This window comes from Proteus sp. G2609, from assembly GCF_963896135.1.
In the GTDB taxonomy this organism is placed as follows: domain Bacteria; phylum Pseudomonadota; class Gammaproteobacteria; order Enterobacterales; family Enterobacteriaceae; genus Proteus; species Proteus mirabilis.
The window spans coordinates 55,379-76,870 of the sequence record NZ_CAWQNB010000036.1; the positions used below are offsets into that span (position 1 = coordinate 55,379).

Consider the following 21,492-nt stretch of genomic DNA (forward strand, 5'->3'; position numbering starts at 1 on the left):
ACATTGTAATTAGAATGTAAAAATATTGCTAAAACTTGGTGACTGCATTAGATCTAAATAACACATAACAGGTCTGACCTCTGATGTCTTGCAAATACAGGAGTTTTATTATGACCCTACTCAGTATTGTGCTTTTCTTAGTTCTCATCGGTATACTTAGTTACCGAAAATACAGCCTTGTAGTAAGCAGTATCTTACTTATTGCTTATACTTTCGTGATGGGTTTAGCCAATATCTGGAGCTACTGGCTATTACTGCCCGTTGCATTGATATTATTACCATTCACTCTTCCTTCTATTCGCAAAGCATATATTTCTGCCCCTGCACTAAAGGCTTTCCAAAAAGTGATGCCATCTATGTCTAAGACAGAGCAAGAGGCCATTGATGCGGGAACAACATGGTGGGAAGGTGAATTATTCCGTGGAGCACCAGATTGGAAACAACTTCACAATTATCCTAAGCCACAACTTACCGCTGAAGAACAAGCTTTTCTCGATGGTCCAGTTGAAGAAGTTTGTCGCATGACCAATGATTTCCAAATCACACATGAACTAGCTGATTTACCTCCTGAGATTTGGCAATATTTAAAAGACCATCGCTTCTTTGCGATGATTATCAAAAAAGAGTATGGCGGATTAGAGTTTTCTGCCTATGCACAATCTCGTGTACTGCAAAAGCTCGCGGGTGTTTCAGGTATTCTCGCCATCACTGTAGGTGTACCTAATTCATTAGGTCCAGGTGAGTTATTGCAACATTATGGTACTGATGAGCAGAAAAAACGTTACTTACCTGGTTTAGCCAAAGGTGATGAAATTCCATGCTTTGCATTAACCAGCCCTGAAGCAGGCTCTGATGCTGGCGCTATCCCCGATAGTGGTGTGGTTTGTATGGGGGAGTGGCAAAGTGAGCAAGTCCTTGGTATTCGTCTCACATGGAATAAACGCTATATTACTTTAGCACCTATAGCCACAGTATTAGGACTCGCTTTTAAACTTCGCGATCCAGACCATCTACTGAGTGATAATGAAAATCCCGGTATTACTTGTGCTTTAATTCCAACCGACGTAAAAGGGGTAGAAATTGGTCATCGCCATTTCCCACTCAATGTTCCTTTTATGAATGGTCCCACTCGTGGTAAAGATGTTTTCGTTCCTATCGATTTTATTATCGGTGGTCCAAAAATGGCAGGCCAAGGTTGGAGAATGCTGGTGGAATGTCTTTCAGTCGGTCGTGGTATCACACTGCCATCTAACTCCACTGGAGGCTTAAAAAGTGCAGCAATGGCAACAGGTGCTTACTCTCGAATTCGTCGTCAATTTAAGCTTCCTATCGGGAAGATGGAAGGAATTGAAGAACCATTAGCGCGCCTTGCTGGTAATGCTTATCTCTTGGACGCAGCTTCAACCTTAATTACCACAGGTATTATGTTAGGAGAAAAGCCTGCCGTACTTTCTGCAATCGTAAAATATCATTGTACCCATAGAGCGCAACGCGGGATTATTGATGCAATGGATATTGTTGGTGGAAAAGGGATTTGTCTTGGCCCTTCTAACTTTGTGGCTCGCTCTTATCAAGGCTCCCCCATCGCCATTACGGTGGAAGGCGCTAATATTCTCACTCGTAGCATGATCATTTATGGACAAGGGGCTATTCGTTGCCACCCTTATGTTTTAGATGAAATTGCAGCGGCTAGAGATAACAACTTACACGACTTTGATCATGCCTTATTTGGTCACTTAGGCCATGTTGCCAGTAATACATTACGTAGCCTTTGGTTAGGTTTCACTAATGGTCGCTTAAGTACCGCGCCAACAAAAGATGAAACTCGTCGTTATTACCAACAAATTAACCGGCTCAGTGCCAACATGGCGTTACTTTCTGATGTTGCCATGGGGGTTTTAGGTGGTAGTTTAAAACGTCGTGAACGTATTTCTGCAAGACTTGGCGATATTTTAAGTCATATTTTCCTCGCCTCTGCGGTGCTAAAACGTTATGAGGATGAAGGTCGTAATACCGCTGATTTACCACTGGTACACTGGAGTATTAAAGAGTGTTTATACCAAGCAGAAAATGCCATTGATGAGCTATTACGCAATTTCCCAAATCGTTTTATTGCAGGAGCCCTGCGCGCCATTATTTTCCCTCTGGGTAAAGTGCAGAAACTGCCTTCAGATAAGTTAGATAGTAAAGTGGCTCAAATTATCCAACAACCTTCTGAAACCCGTGATCGTATTGGTAAAGGGCAATTCCTCACACCCAGTGAGCACAATCCTCATGGTTTAATGGAAGAAGCTCTGCTCGATATTTTAGCTGCAGAGCCACTGTTTGAACGTATCTGTCGACTCTATGAAAAGAAATTTAGCTTCACTCAATTAGATAAATTAGCGGATAAGGCTTTAGCTGATAAACGAGTGACTCCCGAAGAAGCAGATATCTTACGCAAAGCGGAGCAAAGCCGTTTACGTAGTATTAATGTGGATGAATTTGACTTTGATGCCTTGGCGGTGCCGGCAAAAAAGTCGTCAACTGACACAATAAAAACAGATAAAGCAGCCTAATTATACCGTTATGTTCGTCAATAAATAGTCTGCTATTTAACGACTGAAACACGGATACAACACCTCATTATTTTAATTTAATAATGAGGTGTTTTTTATTGGAGGATGATTAACACAGGGAGGAGTAGTAAAAATTACAGGTTAATTTCTAGCGCTAATAGCTCTTCAATGGTTTGACGACGTCTAATTAATTGAGGTATGCCCTGTGAAATTAACACTTCAGGAATAAGGGGACGACTATTATAGTTAGATGACATTGATGCACCATAAGCCCCCGTATCATGAATAACTAAGTAATCACCAACTTCTGCCGGAGGCAATAAACGAGGAGCAACCATTCCTCCTTCTTGCTGGGTAAACACATCACCAGATTCACAAAGAGGCCCTGCAACTATGGTTTCTTGTTGAAACTCGCTAGATTTTAATTGGCCGTATTTATCTAATAATGTGATTTGATGGTAACTACCATACATAGCTGGGCGCATTAAATCACTAAACCCTGCATCCACCAGCACATAGTGACGATTTCCCATCGACTTAACCGCCCTTACTTGTGACACTAACACGCCAGACTCAGCCACTAAAAAGCGTCCTGGTTCAATTTCCAGTTCAATATCATGCCCAAGGTGTTGCGCTATACGTTGACGAGCACTATCCCATAAAGAGAAATAGTGGTTTAAATCGACTATTTTATCTCCTTGCTGATAAGGTGTTGACAATCCCCCACCGGCCGAGATGGCTTTGATATCAACATTAGAGGTGAGTACTTGCTCAACCATTGCATCACAGACACTCGCTAAATGCTGATAATCAACCCCTGAGCCAATATGCATATGGAAACCAACCAAACTCAAATTGTATTGATTAATCACCGCTAATGCTTCTGGCACATCTTCATACCAAATACCATGTTTGCTATTTTCCCCACCTGTATTGGTCTTTTGGCTATGTCCATGACCAAACCCAGGATTTATTCTTATCCACACCGCGTGCCCTTGATGATGTTCTCCAAGTTGGCGAAGCATATCAATAGAACCTGCATTAACCGGAATATCTAATTCAACGACACGCTCAATCGTCTTTTCATCGAGTAAATCGGCGGTAAAGACAATTTCACTACGCTCTCGACCACCTTGGAAACCGGCAACCAACGCACGCTCAATTTCACCTAGTGAGACAGAATCAACTTTAACGCCCTGCTGTTTCATTAACCGTAAAATATGAATGTTAGAGCAGGCTTTTTGTGCAAAACGAACCACATCAAAGGCTTTTAATTGCTCAATATGTTCAGAAATAGTCTCACCTTGATAGATCCATAATGGCGTGCCATAAGTTTGTGCTAATTGAGATAGGATCGCATTGTTGGATATTGTCATCATTTTTTTACTCAGCAATGTAGGGTGAATAAAAATATTATTAAGCAATTAAAGCGGGAATAAAAATATCAAATTAGCTATAGTCTATTCATCTGTGATATAGGATAAAATTTATGAAAACTCCATTTAGTTGGCGACATATTGAAATTTTTCATGCAGTGATGACCACACAAAACCTAACCGAAGCGGCAGATTTACTGAAAACGTCTCAACCCACAGTCAGTCGCGAACTATCACGTCTTGAACAGCTATTGTCATTTAAGCTATTTGATAGAATTAAAGGTCGCCTACAACCTACCACGGAGGGATTAAGATTTTTTGAAGAGGTACAGCGCTCTTATTATGGACTTGATCGCATTATTACCGCAGCCAATAGTATTCGCCATTTTCATCAAGCGGAATTAAATATCACCTGTTTACCGGCATTTGCTCAATCACTATTACCCTCAATTTGCCAACAATTTCTCAGCCAATATCCCGAGGTTAATTTAACGATAGTGCCACAGGAGTCTCCTTTATTAGAGGAGTGGTTATCTGCACAACATTATGACTTAGGGCTAACAGAGCACACACAAACACCTGCCGGAACCCAACAAGAAACACTGCTAACGTTAAATGAAGTCGCTATTTTGCCAAAGTCTCATGTATTAAGTAAAAAAGCATTACTGCAGCCACAAGACTTTCATCAAACTCGTTTTATCAGCTTATCTGCTAATGATAGTTATCGACAACTTATTGATGCTATGTTTATTAAACAGGGGATCACTCGACAATTGATCATGGAAACACAAAGTGCGGCCTCAATTTGTGCCATGGTGAGTAAAGGCATTGGTGTTTCTATCGTTAACCCTATTACTGCCCTTGATTATCAATATAGTGATCTCTGTATACGGCCACTGAGTTTTACCATTCCATTTACGGTGAGTTTGATCACACCATCTCATCGCCCCTCATCACAACTTGTGCGCTATTTTATTGATGTGATGAAAACCACTTTAGCTAATTACCCAAAACAATTAACTCACGCGTTCACCCGATAATGACAACCAATGAGGCGAAGAGGCAAACCAGTCAACCAGAAAATCCAGTAAAACACGCACGGCTGCGGGCATATTTTGTCGGCTCGCTAACACGGCATAAATTCCCATAGGCTGTGGCTGATAATCCGCTAACAAAATTTCTAACTCACCCCGTTCAAGATAGGGTTTTGCCGAGCAGTAAGGTTGTAAGGAGACTCCGGCACCTTGCAAAGTGGCTTGCAATAACACAACCGACTCATTGGCACTTAAATTACCACCTACAGGAACAGAATAGCGCTCATCACCTAAACTAAACTCCCACAAGCTACTGCCAAAAAAGCGATATGTGAGGCATTGATGATAAGTCAAATCATCCGGCGTGTTAGGGATACCATGTTTAGCTAAATAATCTTTATGAGCACAAACCACAGAAAGACATTTTGCTAAAGGGCGGGCTATCAGATTAGGCTCTAAATGGTTGGTAATGCGCAATGCAATATCAATACGCTCTTCAATAAGATTGACTGTCTGATTAGATACCTGCAAATCGACTGCAATAAGAGGATAAAGTTGTATAAATTCAGTTATAGCCACAGATAATGCACAATTAGCGAGTGATTGTGCCGTTGTAATACGCACCAGCCCACTGATTTGGTGACTCTCTTTGGGAATATTCGCGGGGATACGCTCCGCCATCTCTAGCAGTTGTAAACTTTGTTGATAAACTAATTCTCCCACGGAAGTCAGACTCTGCTTACGGGTTGTTCTATGCAACAAACGCACCCCAGCCCACTCCTCCATTTCATTAAGATAGCGCGTCACCATTGCTCTAGACATACCTAGATAATCAGCAGCTTTAATCATGCTACCTTGCTTAACGATGGTCACAAAAACCTCTGATGCTTTAATTTTGTCCATATTATTTGCTCGATTTATGCAACAATGTATTCACCAAAACAGGGTTTTTCTCCCATTTCATGCAACATATTATAGAACGCATCAACATGATGGAGAAAATAAAGATGAAAAAATTACTTCCTTTAACACTTGCAACTACTGCGTTTTTCGCCACTTCTGTTATGGCAACAGAGTTAACATTAGATATCTACAATCCCGGTGATGCCAGTGTATTCCCTGTTTCATCTGAAATCATTTATGGTGATAAAGATGCTGTCTTAATCGATGCTCAATTCCAAAAAAATGATGCTCAAGCCTTAGTCGATAAAATTAAAGCATCAGGGAAAAACTTAACTTATATCTATATCAGCCATTCTGATCCCGATTTTTATTTTGGGTTAGATGTCATTACTGAAGCATTTCCAAATGCTAAAGTGATTGCCTCAGCTCCCACCGTCAAAATCATTAATGAAACCCAAGCAGGAAAACTTGCCTACTGGGGGCCTGTCCTCAAAGACAATGCCCCTAAAAAAGTTATCATTCCTGAAGTCGTTACTGGTGATAGTTTTTCTCTTGAAGGTGAAAAACTCTATATCAAAGGATTAGATAGCCAATCTCCAGAAAGAACCTATGTTTATGTGCCAAAACTGAATGCTATTATGGGTGGGGTAATACTGTCTGAAAATATTCATGTGTGGCTAGCAGATACTCAATCTAAAGCACAACGCCAATATTGGCTAGAAGCGTTACAACAGATTAAAACGTTATCACCTAAAACGGTTATTCCGGGACATTATGTGCCAAAAAGCAGTTATGATATGCGTTCTGTTGATTTCACAATGAATTACCTTAAAGAGGCAGAAACTAAACTCGCTGAAACTCAAAACTCAGAACAATTTATTGCGGCGATGGAAAAAAGTTATCCTGACTTAGCAGATAAATCGAGTTTAGAGCTTAGCGCAAAAGTCCTTAAAGGAGAGATGAAATGGCCTCAGTAAGCCATGTGAACCAAGAAAATAGCACCAAAAAGCTGCACTATATTTACGATCCACTTTGTGGGTGGTGCTACGGCATTGCCCCACTTATTGAAGTAGTGAGTCACGAATACCCACATGTACTAACGCTACATGGTGGGGGATTATTTACCCCGACAAGAAAAGTGACAGGGGGCGATGCATGGAAAGAGCATGTTACCCCTATCGATGAACGTATTAGCCAGTTATCGGGGCAAATTTTTAGCCAGCAATACCGCAATAACCTCGCCAATACAGAGATGACATTAAACTCACTGATGCCAATTGCGGCGATATTGGTAGCAAGAAGAATGGGCAATAGAGATGTTATGTTATTAAAAGCGTTACAAGATGCCTATTATCTTGATGGATTAAATATTAGTGATAAAGATGTGCTATTTTTTATCGTACAAAAGCTCGGGTTTGATATCACCCTTTTTTCGACGTTATTTACGCAAGTAAATGAGTATGAAATAACTCAACATATACAGCAAACTCAACAATTAATGCATCAAGTAAATGGTCGTGGTTTCCCAACGCTATGTATTGAAGATAACCAAACCTACCAGTTGATCCCAGTAGAGAATTATTTTGGCGATACAAAAAGTTGGACTTCTTTTCTAAAACAAACGCTGTAATACCTTACTGAAAATAGAGTAAATAATGATAGAGACTTGAAGGTGTAGACAAATTCTACACCTCACTCTTATTTAATATTCAGCAAGAAATATTAGCCTATTCAATACATTATTATTGTCTTTACTCTTAAAACAACTATCGCTGAAAATGCAAGGCAAGAGCCAAAGGCAATCTGCTTTATCTTCACATTAGTAAAAGCCCAAATAAGCATATAAATAACAATCCCTAATAGTGCAGCGAAAAAGAGGATATAAGGTAGTAGTTCTATTCCACACCAAGCGCCTATGGCACTAAAAAGCTTTACATCACCCAACCCCAAAATAGCCTCTTGATATATCCAATAACCGAGCCAATAAATACTATAAAAAAACAAACTTGCGACTAAACAGCCATAAAAAGAGCAAGTTGAAGAAATCACGCCATAAGGCGTTAAATTAAGCGTAATTCCAAAGAAAAGTAACCAAAAAGTTAAGTTATCAGGTAGCTGAAGATAATCTGCATCGAAAAACGAGAGAGTTAAGAGGTAAAAACTAAACAATAGAAATAATATTAATAACGAATAATTAGAAATAGTAAAAGACCAATAAAAACAGATAATTAAATAGACTTGCCACAATTGCTGATAACGAATAGGTGAGAGGCGTGCTAAAACAGAGGTAGAGAAATAATCGCTACACCCTTTTAAAAAGGTAAAAAAGGCCATTGTAATCATGATGTTTTGCGGTAATAACATAAATATCTATCCTTGATATTTGCAAGTTCCTATTCTAGGACTCTAAAATAGAATGCTATTACTTCCAAGCAATGGTTGTTTTATCATATTGCAAACATGAAGTTTTACGACAAATCTCGCAAATAAAATCCAGCTATAATGATAGAAAAAGCCACCTGATAACTTGCATGAGCTAATGGCATGCGTATGATGCATATCACAATATCTTGTTTATCATGGTTAACATTTTACGTAAGGGTTTCACGTTATGCGTATTCCTCGCATTTATCATCCAGAGCCACTCAGTGCAGGTACACAAACTTCATTAGCAGAAGAAGCTGCAAATCACGTTGGACGAGTATTAAGAATGTCAAAAGGCCAAAAACTGGCACTTTTTGATGGCTCCAATCAAGTATTTGATACTGATATTATCGAAAGCAGCAAAAAATCAGTGATTGTGCAGATTAATGAAGGACAAATGGATGATAGAGAATCCCCACTTGATCTCCATTTAGGCCAAGTACTTTCACGTGGTGAAAAAATGGAGTTTACTATCCAAAAGTCCGTTGAATTAGGTGTTAACACTATTACTCCGCTGATCTCTGAACGTTGTGGTGTTAAACTAGATCCTAGTCGTTTAGAAAAAAAGCATCAGCAATGGCAAAAAATTATTATCTCAGCCTGTGAACAATGTGGCAGAAATAAAATTCCACAGCTTATGCCGGTGATGTCATTAGAGGCGTGGTGTGCCCAAACGGATGATAGCTTAAAACTTAATTTACACCCTAGAGCAAGCCAAAGTATTAATACCTTGCCACTTCCAGTTAAAAAAGTACGACTATTAATTGGCCCTGAGGGGGGATTATCCCCTGAAGAAATTGCCATGACAGCAAAATACCATTTTACTGATATTTTATTAGGTCCTCGTGTATTAAGAACTGAAACAACAGCACTCACCGCAATCACCGCTTTGCAGGTTCGGTTCGGCGATCTGGGATAAAGGAGAAATAATGATTAAATTAGGTATTGTGATGGATCCTATTTCATCCATCAAAATTAAAAAAGATACCAGCTTTGCCATGTTACTCGAAGCACAGCGCCGTGGTTGGGAAATCCATTATATGGAAATGAACGATCTTTATCTTAATCAAGGTGAAGCCCGTGCACACACACGTCTGTTAAGTGTGGAAGAAAACCCTGAAAAGTGGTTTGAATTTGGCCAAGAGCAAGATATTGCGTTAGGCTCCCTTGATACCATTTTAATGCGTAAAGATCCCCCATTCGATACCGAATTTATCTATGCTACCTATATTCTTGAACGTGCTGAAGATATGGGGACTTTAATTGTTAATAAACCACAAAGCTTACGTGACTGTAATGAAAAACTGTTTACAGCATGGTTCCCTTCATTAACGCCAAATACATTAGTCACTCGAGAAGCCAAACACCTTCGTGCTTTCCATGAAAAACATGGTGATGTGATTTTTAAACCACTTGACGGTATGGGTGGCGCCTCTATTTTCCGCCTGAAAAAAGATGATCCAAACGTCGGTGTTATTATCGAAACCTTAACAGAGCACGGTCACCGTTTCTGTATGGCACAGAATTTCTTACCAGAAATTGTTGATGGTGATAAACGTATTCTGGTGGTTGATGGAGAGCCAGTTCCTTATTGCTTAGCTCGTATCCCTGCCAAAGGTGAAACCCGTGGTAACTTAGCCGCTGGTGGCCGTGGAGAAGCGCGTCCATTAACAGAAAGCGATTGGGCAATTGCACGCCAAGTAGCACCTATCTTAAAACAAAAAGGCCTTATTTTTGTTGGATTAGATGTTATTGGTGATCGTTTAACGGAAATTAATGTTACAAGCCCGACTTGTGCTCGTGAGATTGAAGCAGCTTATCCTGAGGTTTCTATTACAGGTATGTTAATGGATGCTATTGAAGCTCGCCTTAACAAGAAAAACTAATTTTTAAACGATGTGTTTTAAGGTTTAAAAGTCTTTACCTAGCCCTTATATTAAACATTATCAATAGGGCTAGGTTTTTTAATAAAAACAATCAGAGAACAGTATTACTATTATGAATTTACTCAACCATTTTCTTATTGCTATGCCATCATTAAGCGATCCGCTCTTTCAACGCTCGGTCGTCTATGTTTGCGAACATAATGAAAACGGTGCAATGGGTTTAGTTATTAATAAGCCAATTGAAGATATCTCTATTGAAAGTGTCTTAGAGCAGTTGGAGATATTCTCAGCAGATAGAGATAGTGCGATTAGCTTACAAAAACCGGTTATGTCTGGTGGCCCTGTAGCGGAAGAGCATGGTTTTATCTTACACACCCCTGTTTCTGGTTTTAGCTCAAGTATTAAAATCAGCGATAGCACCATGATCACCACGTCAAAAGATGTGTTAGAAACATTAGGCACAGCAAGACAGCCTGAAAAAACCTTAGTCTCATTAGGATATTCCAGTTGGGAAAAAGGCCAGCTTGAGAGAGAAATTTTAGAAAATAGTTGGCTTACCGTTGAAGCAACCCCACAAATCATTTTTGATACCCCAATTGCAGAGCGTTGGCATAAAGCCGCCGAACTAATTGGTATCGATATCCACACAATTTCACCAACGGCTGGTCATGCATAATGTCAAATAGAACGGTAATGGGGTTTGATTTTGGCACCAAAAGTATTGGAGCCGCAATAGGTCAAGAAGTTACAGGGACAGCAAGGCCATTAGCCTCCTTTAAAGCTAAAGATGGTATTCCAGATTGGAGTCAAATCGAAAAAATCATTAAAGAATGGCAGCCGGATTTAGTGGTGGTGGGTTTGCCTCTTAATATGGACGGCACAGAACAGCTAGTAACTACTCAAGCCAAAAAATTTGCCAATCGCTTACATGGACGTTTTGGCGTACAAATCGCCTTACATGATGAGCGCCTTAGCACAGTAGAAGCCCGTGCTCACCTTTTTGAACAAGGAGGGTATCGTTCTTTAGATAAAGGCAGTGTCGATGCAACCTCTGCCGTTATTATTTTAGAAAGCTGGTTTGAACGGCAGTATTAATTTTCTTCATTGATGTGCTCATTGAGCAAACCTTCATATTGACGTTGTTGGCGACTTAAAGTGAAGGTTTGCATGCCATATTCAAACCCAGTTTGCATTAATGTCGTCACTTGATGATATTTCCCTTCTCTGATCAGATGTGCAATCCCCTGCGTCATATACATCACTTCAAACAGGGCAACACGCCCGCCTTGTGTTGCAGGAACCAATTGCTGAGAAATAATTGCTTTTAAGCTTCCAGCTAATTGTGCCGAGATCCATTTTCGTTCATTGGATGAAAATACATTAGTGACACGCTCTAACGTTTGAACAACGCCTTGCGTATGTAATGTTGCTAGTACTAAATGCCCCGTTTCAGCCGCAATTAATGCCATTTTAATACTTTCTAGATCTCTTAATTCCCCTAGCATAATTACATCGGGATCTTGACGTAATGCGGCTTCTATTGCACTCGCTATATTTTGTACATCGCGCCCTATTTCACGTTGTTGGATAATGCTTTGCTTATTGGTGTAAATAAACTCTATTGGCGCTTCCAAAGTAAGAATATGCTGACGCTTATGCTGATTGAGATAATCAATCATCGCCGCTAATGTGGATGATTTACCACTCCCTGTTGCTCCCGTCACTAAAATGAGTCCATTAGAAACATTATCTAATAATGCAGTGATTGATTTTGGTGCGCGTAGTGATGTTAATGTCGGGAGTTGTGAATTTATCACTCTTAGTACTGCGGATATCCCTAATTGTTGGCGAAATAAATTCACTCGTAAGCGCTGCCCCTCAGCAAGAGTTATCGCCGTATCAACTTGCCCCTCCTTACCAAAAAATTGCAATTGCGCTGTGGTCAGATAAGGTGTTATCCATTTGAGTAGCGTATCAGAAGTAATAGGTTTACATTGATTTTGTTGATAAAGTACGCCATTGATCCGTAATCGTGGCACATCGCCACAACAAAGGTGCAGATCGGAAGCATTATGCTTTACACTATATATAATTAATTTTTCCATATTCATCTTATTATCTCCTGAGTTGCCATGAATACTATTAAACAGAATCTCGTCAATGTCAGGTCTCACATTGACACCGCAGCGCAAAAATGCGGGCGTTCTCCAGACGAAATAACTCTACTTGCAGTTAGTAAAACTAAGCCTGTGAGCGATATCGAAAAAGCAATTGCATGTGGACAAACTGAATTTGGTGAAAACTATGTGCAGGAAGGTGTAGATAAAATCAGCTATTTTGCTGAAAACAAAAATTTAGTTTGGCACTTTATTGGCCCATTGCAGTCCAATAAAACACGTCTTGTTGCTGAACATTTTGCCTGGTGCCATACCATAGATAGATTAAAAATAGCGCAAAGATTAAGTGATCAACGTCCAACTACGTTACCGCCACTCAATGTTTTGATCCAAATAAATATTAGTGATGAAAACAGTAAATCAGGGATCTCTCTTACCGAGCTTGATGGCCTTGCAGCACAAATATCCATTCTGCCAGGGATCAAACTGCGCGGACTAATGGCTATTCCTGCCCCAGAAAATGACTATAACAAGCAAGTCGAGGTACTAGAGAAAATGCATCAGGCATTTAAACAGTTACAAAATCAGTACCCCGATATTGATACATTGTCGATGGGAATGACTGGTGATATGGAAGCAGCAATTGCCTGTGGCTCAACACTGGTACGCATTGGAACGGCCATTTTTGGCGCTCGTGATTACGCCAATAAATAAAAAAGAGGTTAAATTTAGTATGGAACATCGCAATATCGCTTTTATTGGTGCCGGAAATATGGCACACGCTATTATTGCAGGACTGGTTAATGGTGGTTATCCCGCAAAAAACATTACGGTAAGTTCACCTTCTGAGGTTCGACGTGAGCCTTTAGAAAAAGAGTTTGCCATACAGAGTACTTGCGACAACATCAGTGCAGTTGAAAATGCCGATGTCATCGTATTAGCCGTCAAACCGCAAATGATGGCTGAAGTTTGTAAGCCATTACAACATATCGATTTCAGTCAAAAATTAGTGCTAACCATTGCCGCGGGTATTCCAGCTTCTCGTTATAATGATTATTTAGCCACTTCGCTACGACTGATCCGCATCATGCCAAATACCCCAGCACTGGTTGGCAAAGGGTTAAGCGGTATGTTTGCTCAAAACACTATTACCCCTGAAGATAAACAATTTGCTGATGCGTTAATGAAAAGTGTCGGTACGACGGTTTGGGTAGAGCAAGAATCAGCTATCAATGATATTATCGCCGTTGCGGGTAGTGCGCCTGCTTATTTCTTCTTGTTTATGGAATCTATGCAACAAGAAGCCGAGCGCTTAGGTTTTTCAGCCGACGTAGCAAGAGCTATCGTACAACAAGCAGCCAGTGGCTCTACTGCATTAGCTGAAAAACAAAATAGCTTACCTTTTTCAACATTACGTGAACAAGTAACGTCAAAAGGTGGCACAACAGCTGCAGCATTGGCACAATTCTATGCAGGTAAATTACCTGAGAATGTTGCTTTAGCGATGCAAGCGGCGATTAAACGAGCGCAAGAAATGGAAAAACAGTTTTAATTTCATCAGGGCCAACTAATGAACTTTTTAAATTTCGTCATTCTGACTCTTATTCAACTCTATATTTCCGTGCTACTACTTCGTGTATGGATGCAATGTGTAAGAGCTGATTTTTATAATCCATTTTCACAATTTGTGGTTAAAATTACCCAACCTGTTGTGCGTCCATTAAGAAGAATTATCCCCTCTATTGGCTCTATTGATACTGCTTCGGTCATCTTGGCATATGTTTTAGTGTTATTAGAAATTATCCTCCCTTCTTACTTATCCGGAGCAGGTGGTGCTATTCCGTTTTCTTTAGTCCTACCCTTCGCATTTATTGAATTACTCACCGCAGCAGGTAAGATTATTTTTTGGATGATTATCATCCGTGCAATTCTCAGTTGGGTCAGTCAAGGACGTAATCCTATCGATCATCTGCTCTTCCAATTAACTGAGCCTTTAATGGCCCCTATTCGCCGTGTTATTCCGGCAATGGGAGGATTAGATTTCTCAGCCATGATTGTTATCCTGATCCTTTATGCCCTTAATTATTTACGTGTAGATGTTTTACAGTGGCTAATCAACATGACGCTTTACTAAGGAAGATAATATGCAAAAAGTGGTTCTTGCTACTGGAAACCCCGGTAAAGTAACAGAGTTAGCCTCATTACTCGCTGATTTTGGTTTAGATATTGTCGCACAAACTGAGCTAGGTGTTGGCTCAGTTGAAGAAACAGGTCTTACTTTTGTAGAAAACGCACTAATTAAGGCGCGTCATGCTGCCAAAGTAACAGGTTTACCGGCTATAGCTGATGATTCGGGGATCTCGGTTGATGCATTAGGTGGTGCTCCGGGCATTTACTCTGCTCGTTATGCTGGTATTGAGGCAACCGATCAGCAAAATGTAGATAAATTACTCGAAGCAATGAAAGATGTTCCCACAGAGAAACGTCAAGCTCAGTTTAACTGTGTGTTAGTTTATCTACGCCATGAAAACGATCCCACTCCGCTGATTTTCCATGGTATTTGGCAAGGTGTGTTAACTCAAGAAATGCAGGGTGATGGTGGATTTGGTTATGATCCTATTTTCTTTATCCCTGAGCTAAATTGCACTGCGGCACAATTAACTAGAGAGCAAAAAAATCAATACTCTCACCGTGGTAAAGCACTAAAACTAATGTTGGATGCACTTAAGAATGCTTAAGTTACCACCATTAAGTTTGTATATTCATATTCCTTGGTGTGTACAAAAATGCCCTTATTGTGATTTTAATTCTCACACCTTAAAAGGCGAAGTTCCACATCAGGAATATGTGCAACATCTGCTCAATGATTTAGATGCTGATCTTACTCATGTTGGCTCTCGTGAAGTGCAAACTATCTTTATTGGTGGTGGCACGCCAAGCCTATTAAGTGCTGAATCAATGGCCGATTTACTGTATGGCGTAAAAGAGCGCATAGCCGTTGCTCCTGATGCTGAAATTACGATGGAAGCCAATCCTGGTACGGTTGAAGCTGAACGATTTGCCGGTTTTCAACGTGCGGGAATTAACCGTATATCCATTGGCGTACAAAGTTTTGGTAATGATAAACTGATCCGCTTAGGACGCATTCATGATGCCGATGAAGCTAAAAATGCCGCGAGACTAGCAAAAGAGTTAGGCTTACGTAGCTTTAATCTTGATTTAATGCATGGCTTACCTGACCAATCATTATCTCAAGCACTTTCAGATCTACAGCAAGCAATCGCTTTATCTCCCCCACATCTTTCTTGGTATCAATTAACTATTGAACCCAATACACAATTTGGCTCCCGTCCGCCTAAATTACCTGATGATGATATGTTATGGGATATTTTTTCTGAAGGTGACAAATTACTCACCGCAGCAGGATATCAACAATATGAAACATCGGCTTATTGTAAGCCAGGTTTTCAATGTCAACATAACCTAAACTATTGGCGTTTTGGGGATTATTTAGGTATTGGCTGTGGTGCTCATGGAAAAATAAGTTTTGCCGATGGCCGAATTATGAGAACGGTAAAAACCAAACATCCTAAAGGTTTTATGGCAGGACGTTATCTTCACCAGCAAAATTGGGTTGATAATGATGACCGTCCATTTGAATTTTTTATGAACCGTTTTCGGTTATTAGAAGCTTTTCCTCGGCAAGATTTTAGCGACTACACGGGGCTTGCACAAGAGACTATCCGTAGGCAAATTGATGAAGCACTCGCATTAGGTTATATCAGTGAAACAGAAACCCATTGGCAGATAACGCCCCACGGTAAACTGTTTCTTAATTCATTACTTGAACTCTTTCTTTAATACGAAAATTCACTTATTTCGTCAATAAATAAATGCCCATACTGTTCATTTACACTATGGGCATAATTTATTTATCGGCGCTTATAACCACTATCACTGATTTTAAAGTGCACTTTGCACCGCTTCAATTTGCTGAGTAAGACTTTCTAATCCACCACCAGAAAGATACCAAAGATCAGATTGCAGATAAACAATACCACCATTTTTATAAGCAGAAGTTGTTTTCACTTCATCATTTTCAAAGGTGGTTTTCTCTAATTTACCGGCACCAATGGCTTCACTGCGATCGATAATAAAAATAACATCCGGATTTACTTTGGCGATCATTTCAGAAGTAACCACGCGACGTTTGCCTTTCTCTTCTTCAGCAACAGGTGGTAATTCTGCTTTCTTCGCTTTAACCACATCGTAAATCACGCTTTGGTTATTGGGCATTAAATTGCCTGCATTGTGCAGTAAGACCAACACTTTTTTATCTGATCCTGCCGCTTTTTTCTGAGCCTGTTCAATCACGGTATTCAATGTTGCTAATTGTGCTTGAGTAGCTTGTTGCTTATCAAATAATTCACCTATTAATTGAATATTCGCTTCCACTGAATCAAGATAATTCGCACTATTTGCGCCTAAATTAATCGTGGGGGCAATGTTTGTGAGTTTCTCATAAGAAGCGCCTTGACGACCGGTAATAATAATTAAATCAGGTTTAAGCTCAGCGAGTTTCTCAAAATCAGGGGCTTTCATTCCCCCAACATTAGCCACATCATTCGCAATACGCCCTTTAATATATTCAGGTGCATTTCCTAATGGTAAACCAACCACTTTATCCGCTAAACCTAATGCAACTAAAGAGTCATATAGACCAAAATCAAACAGTACAACCTTAGACGGATTTTTAGATACTGCGGTTTCACCTAATAAGTGCTTGATAACAACTTTATCATTTTGCTGTTCAACAATTTGATTAGGCTGGTATGTAACTGAGGTATTACTTAATGCAGAAAAACTGCTAACTGACAGAAGAGAGGCAGTAACTAACGCAAGGATCTTTTTCATGAATTTAGCCCTGTTTAAGTGGAATACTTAAGCAGGGCATTCTAAACAGCTTACTTTGCATGTCAATTGAATAAGAATGATTTTCATTGTTATTTTCAACTATTGTGAATCAACAATCTATAACCCTTATTTACTGTAAGGATAAAGCTATTTGTTTAGTGAATTTATCAATTCGACACGTTGGTTTTCCATTTGGGTGATTTTATTACACGCCTGCTGCCCAAATTGATTAAATGAAGCTTCTTGTTGCTTCCACTCTTTTTCGATGATTTGCTGAAAACCATCAAGATTACCTAATAATCCACTTAAGGCTTTTTTCCTATCACCACTCGCAGCAGCTAGTAATTGTTTTTGACCTAATTCATTAATGCTATCTTGCAACATCCCCCCAAGGCTACTCTCAATTATTTCTCGCCCTTTGGTTTCGACCTGTTTAATCGCTTGAGCATGGAATGTGACATTATCAGGCTTGAGCGAAATAACAGTATCCATTTGTTGATTAAGATTTTTTTCTAAGTCACTTAAGCGCTTTAAAATACGGCTATCTTGCCCAAAGGCTTCAATAACAACTTTATCCAGTACTTTTCTTGACTCTTGTAATTTAATTCCCGTCTCTTTTCTTAACCAAGGGATATCTTGCCTAACTGTCGCTTGATATTTTTTCGCAATAGCTTGTTGCTCAGGGGTTAGTGTGACGCTCTTTTCATCGCGCAGTAACGTGCCATCGGGATAAATGACAAGTAAACCATTAGAGCCGGCCACTTCAACAAATTCAGGTGTAATACGTAAATCATCTTTTGGCGTGACAGCACAGTCAAAACTGGGTGCAGCAGTGGCTGAACTTGCGACAAAAACCAATGCAACGACCAACTTTTTAAATCCCATAATCGCTCTCCTAGAAGCGTATTGAACTACTTTTTTTACCTAACATTGCGCATTATTGGCGTCTACAGCCACTTAAAATATTGAGCGCCCTACTTTGTTTGCTAATAATTCAAGGGCAGCACACCCCGCCAATGAGTTACCGGATTTATCCAACTCTGGTGACCATACTGCTACGGTAAAGGCATCAGGAACCACAGCAATAATACCGCCTCCCACCCCAGACTTACCGGGAATACCGATACGGAAAGCAAACTCTCCCGCACCATCATACATACCACAAGTTAACATTAACGCATTTATTTGTCGGGCTTGTCTTGGCGTAATAATCTGATTTTTACTTCCAACACATATTCCTTGATTCGCTAAGTAGCTAAAACAACGAACAAGCTCTACACAACTCATTTCAATCGAGCAATAGTGAAAATAGGTTTCTAATACGGTGATAACATCATTATCAAAATTATCAAACGATTTCATCAGATAGGCAATGGCAGCATTACGACTTAAATGTTCCATCTCTGATTTTGCCACAACGGTGTTATAGCAAATATCAGCTGTATTCGTCAGTGCACGAATAACTTCTAACATTCTCTGTTTTGGCGCGCTTAATCGCGATTGCAACATATCCGTAATCACTATCGCTCCAGCATTGATAAAAGGATTACGTGGTAGCCCTTTTTCCATTTCTAACTGGATCAACGAATTAAAAGGTAATCCTGAAGGCTCTTTGCCTACTCGTTGCCAAATCTCGCTTTCATCATAACGTGTTAACGCAAGGGTTAAGCTAAGTACTTTTGATATAGACTGAATAGAGAAACGTTTATCGGCCATACCCGCTTGATAAAGCTCACCATCAACCGTATACACGGCCATAGCCAGTTGATTAGCAGGTACTTGAGCGAGAGCAGGAATATAATCTGCTACTTTTCCTTGCCCAATTAAAGGACGAATTTGTTGCAATATATCTGACAATAATGCGTTAGATAACGTTGTAGTCACAGCTGATTCCCTAGACAGACAAGGGCATCCTGTTGGATGCCCTTGTGATTATTTGCTAAAAATGTATAACTTTTTATTAGTCCCACCAAACGTCAAATAGTTCAGAGGTCTGTACATCTTGCATATTTTTTTCTTTTAAGTAGTTTTCTACTAATTGACGATGCTCTTCGGTACATTTGCCAATTTTTTGTAGACAGATCAGGCCTTCCCAACTCAGATAACCACTCGCATCAAATGCCAGCCCATTTGGCTCTATCACATTAAGGATAAAGTCATCAACAAAGCTGTCGACCTCCTCAATAGGGGTATTTTCTGGGAACGTCCATTTAACTGAAAAACCTAATTCCTGAAATTCATCGATACGCATTTTTTTGCGTAAACGGCGACTACGCTGTTTAGCCATTATTTTACCCTCTTAAACATAAGATCCCATACTCCATGCCCTAAACGATGACCGCGTTGTTCAAACTTAGTCACGGGGCGTGTTTCTGGTCGTGGTACATAATCCTGAGTTTCTGATAAGTTCTGATATCCATCAACACTTGTCATAACTTCAAGCATATGTTCTGCATAGGGTTCCCAATCTGTTGCCATATGGAAAACACCGTTTGGCGCTAATTTAGTTAAAATTAACTCTGCAAATGGTACTTGCACAATACGACGTTTATTATGACGCGCTTTGTGCCATGGATCAGGAAAAAACAACTGAACCATCTGTAAACTATTATCTGGGATCATGTGATTGAGTACTTCTATCGCATCATGACACATAACTCGCAGATTTGAGATATTCTCTTCTTGTGCACTGGCAAGGCAAGCACCTACACCGGGGGCATGTACCTCAATACCAAAGTAATTATTTTCTGGCGAATTTTTTGCCATAGTCACCAACGAAGCGCCCATTCCAAAACCAATTTCTAAAACAACAGGGGCGTTACGTCCAAAAACCTGACTGAAGTCGATAGGTTCCGGTTGATATTCAATGCCAAAGATAGGCCATTGCTTTTCTAATGCTTGTTCTTGACGAGGTGTTAAACGGCCTTGTCGGCGAACAAAACTACGAACGCGTCGTAAAGCACGCCCTTCTTCATTGAATTCCGGAGAAATTACATTCTTGATCATGTCTAATACTGTCAGTCGTTAGGCCAATTATTAACTTAATAACGTTATAATGTCGTTATAGTATACATTTAAGCGACATTATCCAAAGATAGCCAATTTTAGCAAGAGTCACCTATATAAGCATCACTCTATAAGATAAATATTAAGGGTGTTTACAGTTTATGCTCTCTGTGGTGCAATCTTACCCTTATACAGATCTGAGTTAAAAATAAAATATGATGGAAGCACAGCAGTTCTCGCAAGTCGTACTCGACTGGTATCACAAATACGGGCGCAAAACATTACCTTGGCAACAAGAAAAAACGCCTTATCACGTTTGGTTATCTGAGGTGATGTTACAACAAACTCAAGTTGCCACGGTGATCCCTTATTTTGAGCGTTTTATTGCGCGTTTTCCGAATGTTAGCGCATTAGCGAAAGCGCCACTTGATGAGGTGCTACATTTATGGACGGGTTTAGGTTATTACGCCCGCGCCAGAAACTTACATAAGGCGGCACAACACATTGTAGATAAGCATCAAGGACAGTTTCCTGATACCTTTGAGGACGTTTGTGCTTTACCGGGTGTGGGACGCTCTACAGCAGGGGCTATTTTATCGCTATCACTAAAAAAGCCTTACCCTATTCTTGATGGCAATGTAAAACGTGTTTTAGCGCGTTGTTATGCTGTAGAAGGTTGGCCGGGTAAAAAAGAAGTTGAAAATAAATTATGGGAAATCAGTGAACAAGTCACCCCAACCAAAGGGGTTGAATATTTTAATCAAGCAATGATGGATTTAGGGGCAATGGTTTGTACGCGAACAAAACCAAAATGCGAACTTTGCCCTTTAAATACAGGTTGTATTGCTTATGCTCACCATAGTTGGGCGGATTATCCGGGGAAAAAACCTAAAAAGGCTATTCCGGAAAAAACAACTTATTTTCTTATTTTACAATATGATAATCTGGTCTGGTTAGATAAAAGACCACCAGCAGGAATATGGGGAGGACTGTTCGCCTTTCCTCAGTTTGAAACAAAAATGCTTTTAGAACAGTGGCTAACTGAGCATGGTCTTGAAAATAATAAAACTGAGCAATTAATTTCATTTAGACATACTTTTAGCCATTTTCATTTAGATATAGTACCAATTTGCGTAAAACTCTCCACGTTTACCTCTCTGATGGAGGCGCAACAAGGACTTTGGTATAACTTACAAACCCCGGCAAGCGTAGGGCTTGCGGCACCTGTAGAGAATTTACTTAGACAATTAGCCTAAGCTAATACCGGCGATATT

At 39.9% G+C, this 21,492-nt stretch carries 23 protein-coding genes; 14 read left to right on the forward strand and 9 right to left on the reverse strand.

Annotated features, from left to right (window positions below; translation table 11 throughout):
• Positions 1-110 precede the first annotated feature (110 nt).
• A complete protein-coding gene (gene fadE, locus AACV01_RS11115; protein ID WP_112842966.1) occupies positions 111-2,558 on the forward strand; it encodes an acyl-CoA dehydrogenase FadE in 2,448 nt (815 codons plus the stop codon).
• A 134-nt stretch (positions 2,559-2,692) separates the two neighbouring features.
• Here fadE and lysA read toward each other — a convergent pair whose 3' ends face one another.
• A complete protein-coding gene (gene lysA, locus AACV01_RS11120) occupies positions 2,693-3,937 on the reverse strand; it encodes a diaminopimelate decarboxylase (RefSeq protein ID WP_041701040.1) in 1,245 nt (414 codons plus the stop codon).
• A 110-nt stretch (positions 3,938-4,047) separates the two neighbouring features.
• Here lysA and AACV01_RS11125 point away from each other — a divergent pair, with 110 nt between their 5' ends.
• Positions 4,048-4,974, forward strand: coding sequence for a LysR family transcriptional regulator (locus tag AACV01_RS11125; protein WP_004244812.1), 927 nt, complete (start codon positions 4,048-4,050; stop codon positions 4,972-4,974).
• Here the strand turns inward: AACV01_RS11125 and AACV01_RS11130 are convergent.
• Positions 4,951-5,871, reverse strand: coding sequence for a LysR family transcriptional regulator (locus AACV01_RS11130; RefSeq protein ID WP_017628341.1), 921 nt, complete (start codon positions 5,869-5,871; stop codon positions 4,951-4,953). The genes AACV01_RS11125 and AACV01_RS11130 overlap by 24 nt on opposite strands.
• A gap of 104 nt (positions 5,872-5,975) precedes the next feature.
• Between AACV01_RS11130 and AACV01_RS11135 the strand changes: the two genes are divergently transcribed.
• Positions 5,976-6,848, forward strand: a complete 873-nt coding sequence (locus AACV01_RS11135) for an MBL fold metallo-hydrolase (protein ID WP_046335084.1) — start codon at positions 5,976-5,978, stop codon at positions 6,846-6,848.
• Positions 6,836-7,501, forward strand: a complete 666-nt coding sequence (locus AACV01_RS11140) for a DsbA family protein (RefSeq protein ID WP_112842970.1) — start codon at positions 6,836-6,838, stop codon at positions 7,499-7,501. Before AACV01_RS11135 ends, AACV01_RS11140 begins: the two co-directional genes overlap by 13 nt.
• 101 nt (positions 7,502-7,602) lie before the next feature.
• Here AACV01_RS11140 and AACV01_RS11145 read toward each other — a convergent pair whose 3' ends face one another.
• Positions 7,603-8,235 (reverse strand): prepilin peptidase, encoded by a 633-nt coding sequence (locus AACV01_RS11145; RefSeq protein ID WP_012367560.1) that lies wholly within the window; start codon positions 8,233-8,235, stop codon positions 7,603-7,605.
• A gap of 247 nt (positions 8,236-8,482) precedes the next feature.
• On the opposite strand from AACV01_RS11145, the gene rsmE reads away from it, so the two are divergent.
• The 4 genes from rsmE (at position 8,483) to ruvX (ending at position 11,276) form a co-directional block, all read left to right on the forward strand.
• A complete protein-coding gene (rsmE, locus tag AACV01_RS11150; RefSeq protein ID WP_112842971.1) occupies positions 8,483-9,214 on the forward strand; it encodes a 16S rRNA (uracil(1498)-N(3))-methyltransferase in 732 nt (243 codons plus the stop codon).
• Between the two features lie 10 nt (positions 9,215-9,224).
• Positions 9,225-10,181, forward strand: a complete 957-nt coding sequence (gshB, locus tag AACV01_RS11155; RefSeq protein WP_004244820.1) for a glutathione synthase — start codon at positions 9,225-9,227, stop codon at positions 10,179-10,181.
• A gap of 112 nt (positions 10,182-10,293) precedes the next feature.
• Positions 10,294-10,857, forward strand: coding sequence for a YqgE/AlgH family protein (locus AACV01_RS11160; RefSeq protein ID WP_004244821.1), 564 nt, complete (start codon positions 10,294-10,296; stop codon positions 10,855-10,857).
• A complete protein-coding gene (gene ruvX, locus AACV01_RS11165; protein ID WP_004247382.1) occupies positions 10,857-11,276 on the forward strand; it encodes a Holliday junction resolvase RuvX in 420 nt (139 codons plus the stop codon). The genes AACV01_RS11160 and ruvX overlap by 1 nt, the downstream gene beginning before the upstream one ends.
• Here the strand turns inward: ruvX and AACV01_RS11170 are convergent.
• Positions 11,273-12,292 carry a type IV pilus twitching motility protein PilT gene (locus AACV01_RS11170; RefSeq protein ID WP_041701036.1) on the reverse strand — a complete coding sequence of 340 codons (1,020 nt, stop codon included), beginning with the start codon at positions 12,290-12,292 and terminating at the stop codon, positions 11,273-11,275. The two genes, ruvX and AACV01_RS11170, sit on opposite strands and share 4 nt — an antisense overlap.
• 21 nt (positions 12,293-12,313) lie before the next feature.
• Between AACV01_RS11170 and AACV01_RS11175 the strand changes: the two genes are divergently transcribed.
• From AACV01_RS11175 to hemW, 5 genes are read left to right on the forward strand one after another with little or no spacing between them, the layout of a single operon-like run.
• The gene (locus AACV01_RS11175; protein WP_004244825.1) at positions 12,314-13,012 is read left to right on the forward strand and encodes a YggS family pyridoxal phosphate-dependent enzyme; all 699 of its coding nucleotides are present in this window, start codon (positions 12,314-12,316) and stop codon (positions 13,010-13,012) included.
• Between the two features lie 19 nt (positions 13,013-13,031).
• Positions 13,032-13,850: a pyrroline-5-carboxylate reductase gene (gene proC, locus AACV01_RS11180; RefSeq protein ID WP_004252280.1), complete on the forward strand. Its 819-nt coding sequence runs from the start codon at positions 13,032-13,034 to the stop codon at positions 13,848-13,850.
• An 18-nt stretch (positions 13,851-13,868) separates the two neighbouring features.
• The gene (locus AACV01_RS11185) at positions 13,869-14,432 is read left to right on the forward strand and encodes a YggT family protein (protein WP_004247379.1); all 564 of its coding nucleotides are present in this window, start codon (positions 13,869-13,871) and stop codon (positions 14,430-14,432) included.
• A gap of 10 nt (positions 14,433-14,442) precedes the next feature.
• Positions 14,443-15,036, forward strand: coding sequence for an XTP/dITP diphosphatase (locus AACV01_RS11190; RefSeq protein ID WP_046335081.1), 594 nt, complete (start codon positions 14,443-14,445; stop codon positions 15,034-15,036).
• Positions 15,029-16,159, forward strand: a complete 1,131-nt coding sequence (gene hemW, locus AACV01_RS11195; RefSeq protein WP_004244830.1) for a radical SAM family heme chaperone HemW — start codon at positions 15,029-15,031, stop codon at positions 16,157-16,159. Before AACV01_RS11190 ends, hemW begins: the two co-directional genes overlap by 8 nt.
• Before the next feature lie 102 nt (positions 16,160-16,261).
• Here hemW and AACV01_RS11200 read toward each other — a convergent pair whose 3' ends face one another.
• The 5 genes from AACV01_RS11200 to trmB form a co-directional block, all read right to left on the reverse strand.
• Positions 16,262-17,212: a siderophore ABC transporter substrate-binding protein gene (locus AACV01_RS11200; RefSeq protein WP_049196499.1), complete on the reverse strand. Its 951-nt coding sequence runs from the start codon at positions 17,210-17,212 to the stop codon at positions 16,262-16,264.
• A gap of 147 nt (positions 17,213-17,359) precedes the next feature.
• Positions 17,360-18,097, reverse strand: a complete 738-nt coding sequence (locus tag AACV01_RS11205; RefSeq protein ID WP_004244832.1) for a YggN family protein — start codon at positions 18,095-18,097, stop codon at positions 17,360-17,362.
• Positions 18,098-18,169: 72 nt separating this feature from the next.
• On the reverse strand, positions 18,170-19,096 hold the full coding sequence (gene glsB, locus AACV01_RS11210; RefSeq protein WP_012367555.1) for a glutaminase B: 927 nt from the start codon (positions 19,094-19,096) through the stop codon (positions 18,170-18,172).
• A 76-nt stretch (positions 19,097-19,172) separates the two neighbouring features.
• Complete coding sequence (locus AACV01_RS11215) at positions 19,173-19,499, reverse strand: YggL family protein (protein WP_004244834.1); 327 nt, start codon at positions 19,497-19,499, stop codon at positions 19,173-19,175.
• Positions 19,499-20,218: a tRNA (guanosine(46)-N7)-methyltransferase TrmB gene (gene trmB, locus AACV01_RS11220; protein ID WP_004244835.1), complete on the reverse strand. Its 720-nt coding sequence runs from the start codon at positions 20,216-20,218 to the stop codon at positions 19,499-19,501. Before trmB ends, AACV01_RS11215 begins: the two co-directional genes overlap by 1 nt.
• Positions 20,219-20,433: 215 nt before the next feature.
• Between trmB and mutY the strand changes: the two genes are divergently transcribed.
• Positions 20,434-21,474: an A/G-specific adenine glycosylase gene (gene mutY, locus AACV01_RS11225; protein WP_004247375.1), complete on the forward strand. Its 1,041-nt coding sequence runs from the start codon at positions 20,434-20,436 to the stop codon at positions 21,472-21,474.
• Positions 21,475-21,492 lie beyond the last annotated feature (18 nt).